This window comes from Geothrix mesophila, assembly GCF_022808835.1.
GTDB classification, from domain to species: domain Bacteria; phylum Acidobacteriota; class Holophagae; order Holophagales; family Holophagaceae; genus Geothrix; species Geothrix paludis.
Genome location: NZ_JAKZLD010000004.1, coordinates 194985 through 210526, shown reverse-complemented (window position 1 = coordinate 210526; position 15542 = coordinate 194985). Strand labels below are relative to the sequence as shown.

At 68.6% G+C, this 15542-nt stretch carries 15 protein-coding genes and 4 tRNA genes; 2 read left to right on the top strand and 17 right to left on the bottom strand.

The window, feature by feature from the left end; all coding sequences use genetic code 11:
* Positions 1-83 precede the first annotated feature (83 nt).
* The 13 genes from nusG to frr all read right to left on the bottom strand — a co-directional run bounded on the left by nusG (position 84) and on the right by frr (position 7033).
* Positions 84-722 carry a transcription termination/antitermination protein NusG gene (gene nusG / locus MLG87_RS13335; protein WP_243295637.1) on the bottom strand — a complete coding sequence of 213 codons (639 nt, stop codon included), beginning with the start codon at positions 720-722 and terminating at the stop codon, positions 84-86.
* A 13-nt stretch (positions 723-735) separates the two neighbouring features.
* Positions 736-930, bottom strand: coding sequence for a preprotein translocase subunit SecE (secE, locus tag MLG87_RS13330; RefSeq protein WP_243288286.1), 195 nt, complete (start codon positions 928-930; stop codon positions 736-738).
* Between the two features lie 69 nt (positions 931-999).
* Positions 1000-1075, bottom strand: a tRNA-Trp gene (locus MLG87_RS13325).
* Between the two features lie 52 nt (positions 1076-1127).
* Positions 1128-1277 (bottom strand): 50S ribosomal protein L33, encoded by a 150-nt coding sequence (rpmG, locus tag MLG87_RS13320; RefSeq protein ID WP_026853109.1) that lies wholly within the window; start codon positions 1275-1277, stop codon positions 1128-1130.
* A gap of 33 nt (positions 1278-1310) precedes the next feature.
* Positions 1311-2504, bottom strand: a complete 1194-nt coding sequence (tuf, locus tag MLG87_RS13315; RefSeq protein ID WP_243295636.1) for an elongation factor Tu — start codon at positions 2502-2504, stop codon at positions 1311-1313.
* Positions 2505-2558: 54 nt separating this feature from the next.
* Positions 2559-2633: transfer RNA gene (locus MLG87_RS13310), tRNA-Thr, on the bottom strand.
* 67 nt (positions 2634-2700) lie between these two features.
* Positions 2701-2776 (bottom strand) — tRNA-Gly (locus MLG87_RS13305).
* Positions 2777-2826: 50 nt separating this feature from the next.
* Positions 2827-2913 (bottom strand) — tRNA-Tyr (locus MLG87_RS13300).
* A gap of 181 nt (positions 2914-3094) precedes the next feature.
* Positions 3095-3817, bottom strand: a complete 723-nt coding sequence (rlmB, locus tag MLG87_RS13295) for a 23S rRNA (guanosine(2251)-2'-O)-methyltransferase RlmB (protein ID WP_243295635.1) — start codon at positions 3815-3817, stop codon at positions 3095-3097.
* A 23-nt stretch (positions 3818-3840) separates the two neighbouring features.
* A complete protein-coding gene (locus MLG87_RS13290) occupies positions 3841-5172 on the bottom strand; it encodes an OmpP1/FadL family transporter (protein ID WP_243295634.1) in 1332 nt (443 codons plus the stop codon).
* A 152-nt stretch (positions 5173-5324) separates the two neighbouring features.
* Positions 5325-5612 carry a hypothetical protein gene (locus MLG87_RS13285; RefSeq protein WP_243295633.1) on the bottom strand — a complete coding sequence of 96 codons (288 nt, stop codon included), beginning with the start codon at positions 5610-5612 and terminating at the stop codon, positions 5325-5327.
* Positions 5613-5621: 9 nt separating this feature from the next.
* Positions 5622-6395, bottom strand: coding sequence for a TSUP family transporter (locus tag MLG87_RS13280; protein ID WP_243295632.1), 774 nt, complete (start codon positions 6393-6395; stop codon positions 5622-5624).
* Between the two features lie 65 nt (positions 6396-6460).
* The gene (gene frr / locus MLG87_RS13275) at positions 6461-7033 is read right to left on the bottom strand and encodes a ribosome recycling factor (protein ID WP_243295631.1); all 573 of its coding nucleotides are present in this window, start codon (positions 7031-7033) and stop codon (positions 6461-6463) included.
* Between the two features lie 362 nt (positions 7034-7395).
* Here frr and MLG87_RS13270 point away from each other — a divergent pair, with 362 nt between their 5' ends.
* Positions 7396-8286: an alpha/beta hydrolase gene (locus tag MLG87_RS13270; RefSeq protein ID WP_243295630.1), complete on the top strand. Its 891-nt coding sequence runs from the start codon at positions 7396-7398 to the stop codon at positions 8284-8286.
* Positions 8287-8315: 29 nt separating this feature from the next.
* Here MLG87_RS13270 and aceA read toward each other — a convergent pair whose 3' ends face one another.
* Complete coding sequence (gene aceA, locus MLG87_RS13265; RefSeq protein WP_243295629.1) at positions 8316-9590, bottom strand: isocitrate lyase; 1275 nt, start codon at positions 9588-9590, stop codon at positions 8316-8318.
* A gap of 154 nt (positions 9591-9744) precedes the next feature.
* Here aceA and MLG87_RS13260 point away from each other — a divergent pair, with 154 nt between their 5' ends.
* Positions 9745-11187, top strand: coding sequence for a helix-turn-helix domain-containing protein (locus tag MLG87_RS13260; protein WP_243295628.1), 1443 nt, complete (start codon positions 9745-9747; stop codon positions 11185-11187).
* On the opposite strand, the gene MLG87_RS13255 is transcribed toward MLG87_RS13260, so the two are convergent.
* From MLG87_RS13255 to purM, 3 genes are all read right to left on the bottom strand, one after another.
* Positions 11188-12243, bottom strand: a complete 1056-nt coding sequence (locus MLG87_RS13255; protein ID WP_243295627.1) for an acyltransferase family protein — start codon at positions 12241-12243, stop codon at positions 11188-11190.
* 95 nt (positions 12244-12338) lie between these two features.
* Entirely contained in the window at positions 12339-14093 is a 1755-nt protein-coding gene (locus tag MLG87_RS13250) for an NAD-dependent malic enzyme (RefSeq protein ID WP_243295626.1), read from the bottom strand.
* A gap of 159 nt (positions 14094-14252) precedes the next feature.
* Positions 14253-15290, bottom strand: coding sequence for a phosphoribosylformylglycinamidine cyclo-ligase (gene purM, locus MLG87_RS13245; protein WP_243295625.1), 1038 nt, complete (start codon positions 15288-15290; stop codon positions 14253-14255).
* Positions 15291-15542: the final 252 nt, after the last annotated feature.

The window sequence follows — 15542 nt, the reverse complement described above, 5'->3', positions numbered from 1 at the left end:
GTGAAAAAGGTCCCGGTCAAAAGAGACCGGGACTGGAAAGTGTAATCGAAATGGCCCGAAAAGTCTTCCAGGAAAAGGGGGAACTACCTCTTTTCCACCTGGATGAAGTCCAGTTCCACCGGCGTGGACCGTCCGAAGACCGTGACCATGACCTTGATGGTGGAGCGCTCCTCGTGGACTTCCTCCACGTCGCCCTCGAAGTTGGCGAAGGGGCCATCGATGATGCGCACCTTCTCGCCCCGCTCGAAGTGGTACTTCGGTTTGGGCTTCTCCTGGGTCTCTTCCGTGTGGTGCATGATCTGGCGGACTTCCTCGTCCGTCAGGGGCGTGGGGCGCTTCTTGTTGGCGCCCACGAAGCTGGTCACCTTGGGCGTGTTCCGCACCAGGTGCCAGTCGGCATCCGCCATCTCCACGGAGCCGTCGGGCTTGCGCTCCACCTGGATCTGCACGAGCAGGTAGCCGGGGAAGGACTTGCGCTTCTTGACGACGCGCTCCTTCTTGCCGGACTTGGCGTCGACCTTCATCTCCTCGTAGGTCTCCTCGGGGATCTGGATGTCCCCGAAGTTCGCGTCGCGCTCTTCCATCTTGATGCGCTGGCGGAGATGCTCCATCACCTTGGCCTCGTAGCCCGAGTAGGTGTGGATGATGAACCACTTGAGTTCACGACCCTGGATCTGGGCGGGAACCACCGTGTCCTGGGGAGTGCTCATGAGATCGGTCATGGCTGCCTCCGGCTCAGCGGGTCTTCAGGAAGAAGTAGGCGAAGCCCTTGGAGAAGACCCAGTCCGCCGCCCACAGATAGGCCCCGACGAACACCGAGACGATCACCACCGTGTAGGTGGAGGTCAGCACTTTCTCTTTGCTGGGCCAGTCCACCCGGTCGAGCTCTGCGAACAGATCCCTGGCCTGCTGTTTGATGGCACCAATCACGATGGACCCCGTGGAAAGGATTCGGTGAGAAAAACCTGGCCCCGGGCGGGTTCGCCGGGGCCGGGAAGGTGGCAGGGGAGACAGGGTTCGAACCCGCGACCTGCGGATTTGGAGTCCGCTGCTCTACCAGCTGAGCTACTCCCCTGTGGGACCGCCCGGCATCTGGTGAGCCGGGCGGGAACCCTCGGGACCGGAGCCTACTTGGCCTCTCGGTGGACCCGGTAACCGCCACAGAACCGGCAGAACTTGTTGAATTCAAGCTTGCCCGTGGTGGTCTTCTTGTTCTTGGTGGTGCTGTAGTTCTTGCGCTTGCAGTCCTGGCACTGCAGGTGAACGATGTCGCGCATGGTGACCTCCTGAGTCGGAGGGCGGGACCGGCCTTAGGCCAGGATCTCGCCCACGTTGCCGGCGCCCACCGTGCGACCACCCTCACGGATGGCGAACTTCAGGCCCTTGTCCATGGCGATGGGCTGGATCAGCTCGACCGTCAGGGTGACGTTGTCGCCGGGCATCACCATTTCGCGGCCGGCCTCGAGCTCGATGGAGCCGGTCACGTCGGTGGTGCGGAAGTAGAACTGGGGACGGTACTTGTTGAAGAAGGGGGTGTGGCGGCCGCCCTCTTCCTTGGTCAGCACGTACACCTGGGCGTTGAACTTGGTGTGGGGAGTGATGCTGCCGGGCTTGGCGAGCACCTGGCCGCGCTCCACATCCTTGCGCTCCACGCCGCGGAGCAGGATGCCGGCGTTGTCGCCAGCCTGGCCCTGATCCAGGGACTTGCGGAACATCTCGACGCCGGTGACGACCTTCTTGACGGTGTCCTTGAGGCCGACGATCTCGACTTCCTCGCCCACCCGCACGATGCCCTGCTCGATGCGGCCGGTCACCACGGTGCCGCGGCCGGTGATGGTGAACACGTCCTCGACAGGCATGATGAAGGGCTTGTCGATAGCGCGGACAGGATCGGGAATGTAGGCGTCGACGGCGGCCATGAGCTCATGGATGCAGGCGCAGTCGGGGTGCTCGGGGGTGTCGGCGTGATCCAGGGCCAGACGGGCGGAACCCTTGATGATGGGGATCTCGTCGCCGGGGAACTGGTAGGAGGACAGCAGGTCGCGGATCTCCATCTCCACCAGCTCGGCGAGCTCGGGGTCGGCGATGTCGATCTTGTTCATGAAGACCACGATGTAGGGCACGCCCACCTGACGGGCCAGCAGGATGTGCTCGCGGGTCTGGGGCATGGGGCCGTCGGTGGCGGCGACCACGAGGATGGCGCCGTCCATCTGGGCCGCGCCGGTGATCATGTTCTTCACGTAGTCGGCGTGACCGGGGCAGTCCACGTGGGCATAGTGGCGCTTCTCGGTCTGGTACTCGACGTGGGCGGTGTTGATCGTGATCCCGCGGGCCTTCCCTTCGGGCGCGGAGTCGATCTGGTCGTAGGACTTGGTCTCGCCACCGAACTTCTTGGCCAGCACGAACGTGATGGCGGCGGTCAGCGTCGTCTTGCCGTGGTCCACGTGGCCGATGGTGCCGATGTTGACGTGGGGCTTGGAACGATCGAATTTCTCTTTGGCCACGGATGCCTCCTGGAAGGTGGGAGAGAAGATGATGAAGGGAAAATGTGCAAAGGGTGGAGCCCACAACCGGGCTTGAACCGGTGACCTCTTCCTTACCAAGGAAGTGCTCTACCGCTGAGCTATGTGGGCTTTGAACCTTCCCGCCGGAGCGGGGGGCCTTGCCGTCGGACCGGGCGGGGCCGGCAGGACGGGGAGGTGGAGCGGGAAACGGGGCTCGAACCCGCGACATTCAGCTTGGAAGGCTGACGCTCTACCAACTGAGCTATTCCCGCGGTGGAATCCCGAAAGCGGGATCCAGCGATCTGGATGGGATCCAGAGGACTGGTGCCGAGAGAAGGATTCGAACCTCCGTAACGCGATGCGTGGCAGATTTACAGTCTGCTGCCATTAACCACTCGGCCATCTCGGCATTGTCTGTCCAGCGCCCCTCCCGGGGCTTGTCAATGCTTCCGGGAAACCCGGGAAGCCTCCCCTCGGAACCCCTGCCGGGGCTCCGTGTCAGGGTCGCTGCGAGGCAGGGCTTTCCTGACAGGGAACTCCAACGCTATCACGCGCCCATGGGGGCCTCAAGCGAAAACTTCGGAGCGTGGCTATCCACGGCGCGCCAGCACACGGAACAGCGTCACCGCCGCGGCGGCGGAGACGTTGAGGCTCTCGATGCCTCCCGGCATGGGGATGTGGAGGAGGATGTCGCAGCGCTCGCGGATCTTGAGGTGCAGCCCCTCGCCCTCGGCGCCCATCACCAGCACCGCGGCGCGATCGAAGGGCTCCTGCAGGTAGTCGCGGCTGCCGGACCCCGCCGCCAGTCCGTAGATCCACGCCCCGGCCTCCTTCAGGCCGTCCAGGGCGCGGCCCAGGTTCACCACGCGGCACACGGGCACGCGGCCCGCCGTGCCTGCGCTGGCGCGCACCACCGTCTCGTTCACGGCCGCGGAGCGCCGCTCGGGCAGGATCACGCCGTCCACGGCCGCCGCGGCGGCGGAACGCAGGATGGCCCCCAGGTTGTGGGGGTCGGTGACGCCATCCAGCGCCAGCACCAGCGCGGCTGCGCCCTTGGCCCGGACACGGGAGGCGATCTCGTCGAAGTCGGCGTAGGCAAAGGGGCCGCCCTCGCCCAGCACCCCCTGGTGGCGCTGACCCTGGCTGCGCCGATCCAGGCTCTCCATGGGCTCGCGGTGGATGACCACGCCCGCCGACCGGGCCTCCGCGATGAACTTGGCCAGCCGCCCGAAGGCCGCCGGGGCGATCCAGGCCGTGTGCAGCTCTCCGCGGGCCAGGGCCTCTTCGCAGGCGTGGGGGCCGAGAAAACGCATCTAGGGTTCCATCCGGGGCATGGTCAGAACGTCTTCCGGTACCCGATGGCCAGGAGATGCCCCATGCCTTCGATCCGCTCGAGGGTGCCCGTGGAGCGGAAGCCGGAGGAACTCCAGACGCCGTCCAGGCGCCGCGTGCTCAGATCCTCGCTCTGGCGGAACTGGTAGCCGATGCTCAGCTCGCCGCCCCAGGTCTTGTAGCCCGCCCCCACGGAGAAGGCCGCGGTTCGGCCCCCGCCCAGCAAGGGCTCGATCATGGATTCCTCCACGGCGCGCTGATCGAGCGCGAGGCCACCCCGCAGGGTCCAGAACTTGCCCAGCTCGACCTCGACCGAGGCGCTGAGGCCGAAGTGGCCCTTGCCGCGGGGCAGCTCCGCCGGGGCCGTCACCATCCCCGAGGGTGTGGACACCCGGGCGAAATCGGGCACCCTCAGGCCGGCTGCGGTCCAGCGCAGATCCGCTTCCCAGGTCACCATCGGGTGGGCGCGGTGCCGGAAGCCCACCGCGGTCTGGGAGGGCAGTTCCAGCCTCCCCGAACCGCTGGCCACGGGCGTCGAAGCCGACAGGATGCCGGGGGATCGCAGTTCCGTGCCGAGGGGCGGAGCACTCAGTCCGTCGTTGGCGTAGAGGCCCAGGCTGGCGCCCCGGTAGCCCGCGCTCATGTCGAGATCGCCCTTGAGCCCGGACTGGTGGGTGGCGCCCAGAGTCCAGCGCGGATTGATGGCCCAGCGGAACCCCAGCGAGTAGCTCGGAACCACCTTGTTCCCGCTCTGTCCCACCCGCTGCTCCACCACGCCCTGGACCGTGTTCGTGCCCGAGACGGGCAGGGAGGGATCGAGGGGCACGCCGAAGCGCATGACGCTGCTGGATTCGTACCCGAGCCGGGCCACGCCGAGCCCCAGGCCGATGGACATGTTCGGATTGAGGATCCAGGCGGCCTGGCCTTCCAGTCGGTGGGCGGACAGGTCGATGCCATCGCCGAGGAAGCGGCTGGGCGCATCGTCACCGAACTTGCCGTGGCGCAGGTAGGGCTCATCGAGCTTGAGCCCGAGGGTCAGCTTGGGCGAGAGGCGCATGGACAACCCGAAGGCCCCGATGACGCGGTTGCGGTCGGAGGTGTACCAGGTCTTCTGGTTCGATTCGAGGCTCTCCTGACTGGAGGCCAGTTCCATTCCGCCCGCCACGTAGAAGCCCGTCTTCTCCTTCAGCGAGGCCAGCAGGGCCGGATTGGTGGAGGCCGCCTCCAGGCTGTAGCCGTAGGCCACCTGGGCCCCGCTGCGGGCGATGCCCACGGGGTCCGCGGCCGGAAGGGCCAGGCTCTGGGCCGCCGCCGGCAGGGCAGCCGCGCCCAGCATCAGTCCTGCCTTGACCACTCCACGAACCGCCTGCGCCATATCGACCTGCCTCCGGGACACGCTTCTTGAATGGCCCGAACCCGGAAAGGGTTCAAGCCCAAGGCTCCAGGATCGCCAAAAGGGTCCGATTCACCAAGCGCATTCCAACAGGCTCAGTGCTCGGACTCGCCCATGAAGCGGACCAGGAGCCGGTCCACCAGCTCCCAGACCTCCAGGAGGGCCGCCAGGCACATCACCAGGCCGAGGCCCAGGGCCACGGCCCGTCCCCAGGGCCCCACGAGGGCCCGGCAGAGGTCCGGCCAGTGCCACAGGAACGGGGGCACCTTCAGGCGCCCGTAGAAGGCCAGCGTGGAGAGCAGCATCCCGCCCCACAGCAGGTAGAAGAATCTCAAGGTTCGGATGAGGACGTCCCAGGGGAAGGGACGGGGGCGGGAGGGCATCCGAAAAGCCTAGCCGCGGACGACCTGCCAGCCCAAGCGCAGAATGAGGGCGCCCACCACGCCGATGAAGACGCCCCGCACCCAGCGGCTGCCCCGACTCAGGGCCACGTGCGCCCCCAGGTAGCCGCCCACACCGTTGGCCGCCGCCATGCCCAGGGCCACCGAGGGGATCCAGCTCCCCCGCCAGACGAAGAGGCTCATGGCGGTGAGGTTCGAGGCCCAGTTCACCGCCTTGGCCAGGGCCGAGGACCGCAGGAAGTCGAACCCCAGGATCGCCACGAAGAGGAAGATCAGCACCGAGCCCGTTCCCGGCCCGAAGAACCCGTCGTAGAAGCCCAGCCCCAGGGCGATGAGGGCCGCCAGGCCCCGCTGGTGATGGAGGCCGTACCGGGGCGCGTGCAGATGGCCCAGGTCCGGCTTCAGCAGGGTGAAGGCCAGCATGGCCACCAGCAGGCCCAGCATCACGGGCTTCAGGAAGTCTGCATGCACCCGGTAGGTGAGCCACACCCCCCCGGAGGCGCCGAGGGCCGAGGCCAGCACCGGCACCACCATCTCCCGCCAGGCCACGGCCCCGGAGCGCAGGAACTTGCCCGCCGCCATGGTCGTGCCCGTCACCGCCACCACCTTGTTGGTGCCCAGCAGCGTGGGCAGCGGCGTGCCCGCGGGCAGCCCGAGCATGAGGGCCGGCACGGTGATGAGCCCGCCGCCGCCCACCACCGCATCGATGAAGCCCGCCAGCAGGGCGGCGAGCAAGAGGAGGGCGAGGGTGGGGAGGCTCGGCATCGTCGACGGATCCACAAAAGGCCGCGGCCCCGAAGGGCCGCGGCACCTACTGACAGCCTATCGCCTCAGACTTTGAGAATCTCGGCTTCCTTGTGCTTCAGGGCCTCCTCGATCTCCTTGGTGTGGAGGTCGGTGAGCTTCTGGATGTCGTCCAGGGCCTTCTTGGCGGCGTCCTCGGAGATGTGGCCCTCCTTGGCCTTCTCGAGCTTCTTCACGTCCTCGTTGGCGTCGCGTCGGATGTTGCGCACGCCGGTCTTGATCTCCTCGCCCAGGCGGTGGAGGACCTTCACCAGCTCCTTGCGCCGCTCTTCCGTGAGCATGGGGATGGGGAGGCGGATCACCTGGCCGTCGTTGGCCGGGTTGATGCCCAGGTCGGACTTGAGGATGGCCGTCTCCACGGCCTTGATGGCGCTCTTGTCGAAGGGGGTCACCACCAGCATGCCGGACTCGGGCACGGACACGCTGCCCATCTGGTTCAGGGGCACCATGGACCCGTAGTACTCCACGTGCACGTTGTCCAGCAGGCTGGCGTTGGCCCGGCCGGTGCGGATGGTGGCCATCTCCTTCTTCAGGGCCTCCACGGACGCATGCATGCGGCGCTTGGTTTCCTGCAGGATCGCATCGGGGGTCTGGGACATGGGCACCTCGAAAGAGCGGAAGCTTTCTTTTATACCCTAGAGTGCCTAACAAAACCCTGACGGGGCCGCGAGAAAACCAGGCGGGATGCACCGCAAGGAAGGGCCCGCAGGGCGATGTGGTTCATCGTTCAAGGGCGCTGACGACGCGGGGCGCCCGCCTGGCTTTCTCCCTCCGGGCGAGGGGCGGCGGGCTTCTCGATGCTGCGTCAAGGTCCTCGGCGGTGGGGTCCACCACCGCCTTCGTCGCTTTCCTTGCCTCGCTCGCCCGGCGCCTCTCGCGCGGCCCCGTGGGGGTTTTGTTAGGCACTCTTAGAGACCCAGGAACTTGGCGTGCTAGAGTGGGGCACTTTCACGAGGTCCCCATGCGCACACCCCGCCTGCTGGCTCCTCTCGCGGCCCTGATCCTGGCCGCTCCGCTGGCTTCCCCGTTGGCCGCCGCCTCCACCGAGATGGCCCTCACCAGCTCGGACGGCTTCGCCCTCAGGGGCACGCTGACCCTGCCCGCCGCCAAGCCCAAGGCCAAGGTCCCCGTGGTGATCCTCGCCCACCAGTTCCACTCGGACCGGGCCGGCTGGGCGCCCCTCACCGAAAAGCTCCTGGCGCGGGGCATCGGCGTGCTGGCCCTGGACCTCCGCGGCCACGGCGAGAGCACCATGAAGGACGGCACCGAGACCCGGGTCAGCCCCGACTTCACGGCCTCGGCCAAGGCCGTGGGCTTCGACAAGATCCCCGCCGACCTGGCCCAGGCCGCCACCTGGCTCCGCAAGCAGCCGGGCGTGGATGGCCGCCGCATCGGCCTGGCCGGCTCCAGTGTGGGCGCCTTCGCGGTGCTCCTGGCCGCCCCTGAAGTGAAGCCCCTGGCCGTCCTCAGCCTCAGCCCCGCCGGCACCGCCGCCTTCGGGGACAACGCCCGGGATCGACTGAAGGGCGCCGTGCTCCGCAGCCGGCCCTCCGTCCTGGTGCTGGCCTCCATGGAGGACAAGGACGCCGCCGAGAACGCCCAGGTCGTGAAGGACCTGCCCGGCGTGGCCGTGGACCTGAAGGAGGGCAAGGACCACGGGTTCGCCTACTTCAAGGATTGCTCGGACCTCATGACCGTCTACTTCGGCGAATACCTCACCTACCACCACACGGGGAAGAGGTACGCGGCCGTCTCCGCCCCGGCCCGGGCCGAGGCTGCCGCTCCCGCCTCGCCCGAGGGCATGACCGGCGGCCCGGCCGCCGAGGAAAAGAAAGCGGACGCCCCGAAGTAGGGCGTCCGCTTCAGCCAAACCACCGGGACCTAGTGGAACTGCTGGGCCTCGGTTGAACCTACCAGGGCCAGGGTGGAGGCCAGGCCGCCGCTGACGGCCTGGGCCACCTCGTCGAAGTAGCCGGTGCCCACTTCGCGCTGGTGCTTGGTGGCCGTGTAGCCCCGCGCCTCGGCGGCGAACTCGGCCTCCTGCAGCCGCGCGTAGGCTGTCATGTGCTCCGTGCGGTAGGCGTTGGCCAGCTCGAACATGCCGTGGTTCAGGCTGTGGAAGCCCGCCAGGGTGATGAACTGGAACTTGTAGCCCATCGCGTTCAGCTCGCGCTGGAAGGTGGCGATCTCCTCATCGGAGAGCTTCTTCTTCCAGTTGAAGGAGGGCGAGCAGTTGTAGGCCAGCAGCTTGCCCGGGAACGCGGCGTGGACGCCCTCGGCGAACTCGCGGGCCTCCTTCAGATCGGGCGTGGAGGTCTCGCACCAGATGAGGTCCGCGTAGGGCGCGTAGGCCCTGGCGCGGGCGATGGCCATCTGGACGCCGCCGGTGATGCGATGGAAGCCCTCGGCCGTGCGCTCCCCCGTGAGGAAGGGCCGGTCCCGCTCGTCGATGTCGGAGGTGATGAGGCGGGCCGAGTCGGCGTCCGTGCGGGCGATGATGAGGGTGGGCGTGTCCATGACATCCGCCGCCAGACGGGCCGCCACGAGGGTGCGGATGAAGTGGCCCGTGGGGATGAGCACCTTGCCGCCGAGGTGGCCGCACTTCTTCTCGCTGGAGAGCTGGTCCTCGAAGTGGACGCCCGAGGCGCCGGCCTCGATCATGCCCTTCATGAGTTCAAAGGCGTTGAGGGGGCCACCGAAGCCGGCCTCGGCGTCCGCCACGATGGGCAGGAACCAGTCGCGGCTCACGCCGCCCTCGCCGTGCTCGACCTGGTCGGCCCGCTGGAGGGCGCCGTTGAGGCGCTTCACCAGGGCGGGGACCGAGTTGGCGGGGTAGAGGCTCTGGTCCGGGTAGGTCTGGCCCGAGAGGTTGGCGTCCGCCGCCACCTGCCAGCCGGAGCAGTAGATCGCCTTGAGGCCGGCCTTGGCCATCTGCACCGCCTGGCCGCCGCTGAGGGCGCCCAGGGCCCGGGTGGGCTCCTCGTTCTGGAGCAGCTTCCAGAGCTTGCGGGCCCCCAACTTGGCCAGGGTGTGCTCGATGCGGAGGCTGCCGCGGAGCTTCTTCACCGTCTCGGCGCTGTAGGGCCGGGTGATGCCCTCCCAGCGATGGGCCTGGAGGTCGTCCTCGATGGGGGGGATGGGGAACTTGGGGGTCATGGGGCACCTCGGGATGGGGGTTGGGGGTGGCGTGATGTCAAAGATTGACCTATTCTTTCGTGAGTCAACCAACGGCTGATTTGACAGGGGTTGAACTGAAAATTTCAGTCAATTCTTTTCATTGATTTTGTAAATTGATGTAAACGAGGTCCCCATGCCCTCCGCCGCCCCCACCAAGCCCGCCGCCCGCCTCGGCGCCAAGATCCGCCTCCTCCGCCGCCAGGAGGGCCTGAGCCAGGTCCAGCTGGCCGAGGCCCTGGGCATCAGCCCCAGCTACCTGAACCTCATCGAGGGCAACAAGCGACCCCTCACGGCCCCCCTGCTCATCCGCCTGGCCCAGCAGTTCCACCTGGACCTCCGCGCCCTGGCGCCGGACGAGGACCAGCGCCTGTCCGACGACCTCATGGAGGCCTTCGGCGATCCCCTGTTCGAATCGCTGGGGCTCCAGGCCCAGGACGTGCGGGAGCTGGTGCAGAACAGCCCCACCCTGGCCCGGGGGGTCTTCGAGCTGTACCGGGCCTACCAGCACAGCCAGGACAGCCTGGACACGCTGGCGGACAAGCTCAGCGACGGCCAGGGCTTCGACCCCGAGGCCACGCGCCTGCCCTCCGAGGAGGTGGGCGACTTCCTCCAGCAGGCCATGAACCACTTTCCCGAGCTGGAGTCGGCGGCGGAGGAGCTCTGTGCCAGCGCCGGCCTGGACGCGGACCAGCCCTACCCCGCCCTGGCGGCGGCCTTCGAGGCCCGGAACGTCCAGATCCGCATCCACCGCGTCTCTGAGGGGCCCGGCCTGCTGCGCCGCTTCGACCCCGAGCGCCGCGTCCTCAGCCTCTCGGAGCTGCTGCCCCAGCGGAGCCGGACCTTCCAGCTCGCCCACCAGCTGGCCCTGCTGGACCATGGCGACCTGCTGGACCGCCTGGCGGACCACCCCCTGCTGCGCACGAACGCCTCGAAGGCCCTGGCCCGGGTGGCCCTGGCCAACTACTTCGCCGGGGCCGTGCTCATGCCCTACGAGCGCTTCCTGCGGGCGGCCAAGGCCGAGCGCTACGACATCGACATCCTCGCCCGGCGCTTCCAGGCCAGCTTCGAGCAGGTCTGCCACCGGCTCACGACGCTGCGCCGGCCGGGCTTGGAAGGTGTGCCCTTCCACTTCCTGCGCATCGACATCGCCGGGAACATCTCCAAGAGCTTCTCGGCCTCGGGCATCCGCTTCGCACGGTTCTCCGGCGCCTGCCCCCGCTGGAACGCCCACGCCGCCTTCCTCACCCCGGGCCTCATCCGCACCCAGCTCAGCGAGATGCCGGATGGCCGCAAGTACTTCTGCATCGCCCGCACCATCCAGAAGGACACCGGCGGCTACCGGGGCCAGCACGCCATGCAGGCCCTGGGCCTGGGCTGCGAGATGGGTCATGCCAAGGAGCTGATCTACGCCGATGGCCTGCGGCTGGACCAGCCCCCCGTCCCCATCGGCGTCACCTGCCGTCTCTGCGAGCGCACGGACTGCGAGCAGCGCGCCTTCCCGCCCCTGCAGCAGGCCTTCAAGGTCGAGGAGAACCTGCGCCGTACCAGCTTCTACGCGCGGATCGGCGGGGCCTGATCAGCCCTTCGCGCCCCGCCCCAGCTTGCCCATGGGTTCCTCGATCCACCGGTGGACCGCCCAGGCGGCCACGAGGGCCAGGCCCAGGGACAGCGCGAAGCCGAACCGCCCGGCCAGGTGCGGCGCCACCAGCTTCATGGTGAAGGGGTGCAGGAGGTAGAGGCCGTAGCTCCAGGCGCCCAGGCTCGCGAGGCGCTTCCCGAACCAGCCGGGCTCGCCGTCCCGTGTGAAGGCCGCCAGGGCCACCAGGCCCGTCACCGCCAGCAGGTAGCGGTAGCGGAGCCAGCCCGTGAGCGCCACGAGGTGGTCGAAGAACTGGGGTGTGGGCTTCACCAGGATCCACACCAGCGGCAGCGCCAGCAGGAGGGCCCAGCGCGGATCCAGGCGCCGCTCCGTGGTCTCGTGGAGCCCCGCAAGCAGGGCGCCCCAGGCCAGGAGGAAGAGCTGGTTCGGCGCCAGGACGTAGGTGTGGAAGCGGTTCCACTGGGGCTGTCCCATCACGCCGTGCAGGGTGGAGGGCAGGCTCCAGGCCCAGAGGCCCAGGGCCAGGGTGATCAGGAACGGGAGCCCGGCCCTCTCCCGCAGCCAGGCCAGGGCCGGATAGGTGACGTAGAGCAGCGCCACCAGCCCCACGTACCAGCCGCCGGTCACCAGGGCGTGGTTGGGATGGATGGCGCCGAAGGTCAGCGTCAGGTTCTCGAGGAGGAAGCGGAGCGAGACCTCGGGGCCCATGCCCAGATGAAAGATCACGTTCAGGGCGCAGGCCAGGTAGAAGACCGGCGCCAGGCGCAGGAAGCGCCGGAGGTAGAAGCGGCCCGGCCCCTCCTTCCGAACGCGGCGCCAGGGCGTGGTGCGGAACAGCACGAAGCCGCTCAGCACGAAGAAGGCTGATACGCTGTAGTTCCCCAGGCGCGCCATGGCGATGTTCGCGCCGCCGCCCGACTGGGAGATGTCGAACCACACGCCCAGGTGGTAGACGGCGACGCACAGGGCCAGGACGCCCCGGAGGGGGTCCAGCAGGCCCAGTCGCGTGGGGCGGGCGGGACGGGCTTCCACGGGTGCGCTGGTCAGAACCGTCCTCCCTGGTCAGGGGCCAGTGGACCACCGATGGCCCGCCTTGGCCACCATCCGGTTGTGCCGATCTGTTGCCCTCAGGCCAGGGTGGCCTCCTGGTGCCGCTCGTAGGCGGGTTCCGGCGCGGGGTCCGCCGGCAGGTAGCAGGGGTTCCACATGGCCGCCGCGACGGCGCCGGGGATGTCCTCATCGGCCAGGGACCGGGCTGCCACGCCCATCTCCCGAGCCTCCCGCACCACGGCTGCGGCCACGTGGGCCGTGACCTCCCGGATCCGGGCCGCGGGCGGGAAGAGGCTCCCCGCCGCCAGATCCTCAGGCCGGACCTCTTCCGCCAGCTGCCGGGCGGCGGCGGCGAACATCCCGTCCGTCACCTCGCAGGCCTCGGCCACCAGCACGCCCAGGCCCACGCCCGGGAAGATGAAGACGTTGTTGCTCTGGCCGATGCGGTATTCCCGGCCCTCGTAGGCCACCGGATCGAAGGGGCTGCCCGTGGCCACCAGGGCCCGGCCCTCGGTCCAGGCGAGGACATCCCTTGGCTTGGCCTCCGCCTTGCTGGTGGGGTTGGACATGGGCAGCACCACGGGCCGCTCCACCTGGGCGGCCATCGCGCGGATGGCCTCCTCTGTGAAGGCCCCGGCGGTGCCGGAGGTGCCGATGAGCATGGTGGGCTTGAAGGCCTTCACCACGGAGAGGAGGTCGCGCTTCTGACCGCGGCCCAGGCCCATGCGCTCGGCCAGGGCCACCGGCCAGGCGAAGTCCCGCTGCAGCGGATCCAGGCTGGGATCGTCCTCCACCAGAAGTCCCTGCACGTCGAGGTTGGCCATGGCCAGGACGAGATCCTCCCCCTCGAGGCCTTCCCGCCGCAGCGTGGAGCGCACCAGGCGGGAGATGCCGATGCCCGCCGCGCCGGATCCCAGGAAGAGGATCCGCTGCCTCCGGAGGGGCGTGCCCGTGGCCCGGGATCCGGCCAGCAGGGCCGCCACGCCCACCGCGGCCGTGCCCTGGATGTCGTCGTTGAAGCTGGTGAGCACCTTCCGGTAGCGGTCCAGCAGGTGGAAGGCGTTGAACTTCTTGAAGTCCTCCCACTGCAGCAGGGCCTTGGGGAAGACCTGGCGGACCGCCTGCACGAACTCGTCCACCAGGGCGTCGTACTCAGGGCCCCGCAGGCGGCGGGAGCGCCAGCCGAGGTAGAACTCGTCCTCCAGCAGGTCCAGGTTGTCCGTGCCCACGTCCAGGCTCACGGGCAGGGTCTGCCAGGGCGGAATGCCCGCGGCGGCGGTGTAGAGGGCCAGCTTGCCGATGGGGATGCCCATGCCGCCCACGCCCTGGTCCCCCAGCCCGAGGATGCGCTCGTTGTCCGTCACCACGATGAGCCGGATGTCGTCGAAGGCCGCGTTCCGCAGCACGTCCGCGATGTGGCCGCGGTGCTCGGGGGTGATCCAGATGCCTCGCGCCCGGCGGAAGATGTGGCTGAACTCCTGGCAGGCCCGCCCCACGGTGGGGGTGTAGACGATGGGGAGGTACTCCTCGATGTGATCGATGAGCACCCGGTAGAACAGGTGCTCATTGCGGTCCTGGAGGGCCGCCAGGCCGATGTACTTCTCCAGCGGGTCCTGTTTGCGCTGGATGCTGGCGTACACCCGCCGGGCCTGCTGCTCCATGCTGGTCACTGCGTGGGGCAGCAGCCCATCCAGGCCCAGGGTGAGGCGCTCCTCCTGGGAGAAGGCCGTCCCCTTGGTGTACATGGGGTTGCGCAGGAGCCGCACGCCCCGGAAGGGCACGGCCAGGCGCTGCTTCCCGCTGGGTTCGCATTCCACGCCGAAGCGTTCCATGGGACCTCCTCCGCCGGGGCAGGGACTCCTCCATGGCAAGGGCCATGAAGGCGGTCCGCCCCCTCGGAGAGCCTTCCCGCGGGCAGGGGGAGGCGGCCGGAAACCCGGGCAACGCCCCAATATGCGTTCCCGATTCCGGCCCGGCCAGCAATTGACGATCTAGCGGTAGCGAACGATTCCCGCGCCCTTCACCAGACGGCCCAGTACCCAGGCGGGCTCCTCGGCCTCGTGCAGCCGTGCCAGCACGTCGCCGGCCAGCTCGGGCTTCACCACCAGCACCATGCCCACGCCCAGGTTCAGGGCCTGGCGGGCGTCGTCGATGCCCAGGCCGCCCTTCTCCATGAGGAAGCGGAACAGGGCCGGGATCTCCCAGCTGGCCGTATCGATCTCGGCGTCCAGGGTCTTGGGCAGTACGCGGGGGATGTTGTCCGTCAGGCCGCCGCCGGTGATGTGGGCCATGGCCACCAGCTGGTGGGCCTTCACCAGGGGCATGACGGGCTTGAGGTAGCTGCGGTGGATGGCCAGCAGCGCATCGGCCACGGTGCGATCCGTCCCGGGCACCTTGTCGTTCACATCGAGCTTCTCCAGCTCGAAGCAGACCTTGCGGGCCAGGGAGTAGCCGTTGGTGTGCAGGCCCGAGCTGGGCAGGCCGATGAGCACGTCGCCTTCGGCCATGGCGTCGAGGCGCGGCAGCAGGTCGGCCTCATCGACTACGCCCACGATGGTGCCGGCCACATCCACCTCGCCCTCGGCGTAGACGCCGGGCATCTCCGCCAGCTCGCCGCCGATCAGCGCCGAGCCCGCCGCCTGGCAGGCCGTGGCCATGCCCTTGACGATCTGCTCGATGACCTCGGGTTCCAGCTGCTGGGCGGCGATATAATCCAGGAAGAACAAGGGCCGCGCGCCCTGCACCAGGATGTCATTGATGCAGTGGTTCACCAGATCCTGGCCCACCGTGTCCCAGATGCCGGCCCGCCGAGCCACCTTCATCTTGGTGCCCACGCCATCCATGCTGCTGACGAGGATGGGCTTGGCCTCGGGGAACTGGGCGCTGAAGAGGCCGCCGAAGAGGCCGATGTCGCTGCGGACGCCTGGGGTCTTGGTGGCCTTCACCAGGGGCTTGATGCGCTTCAGGGCCTCGTCCTGGCGGTTGATGTCCACGCCGCTGGACGCGTAGCTGACCTTGGCTTCGCTCATGACCTCTCCCGAATCCGCCATTGTCCCACAAGGCGGACGGCCTGCCACCGGCCGGCCTCGCGAGGTGCGGTGGAACGCACCGCGTGCGGCGAAAGGCCTCAGCGCAGCAGCAGCCAGGCCAGGAGGGCCGCCACGATCCAGGCGGCCAGGATGCGCGGCGCGCGGTGCGGATCGAGGGCGTGGGCGCGAAGCATGGCGGGCCTCCCTTCCCTTTGAAGCATCAACCGCGCCGGAAACCACCCGGCAACCGGC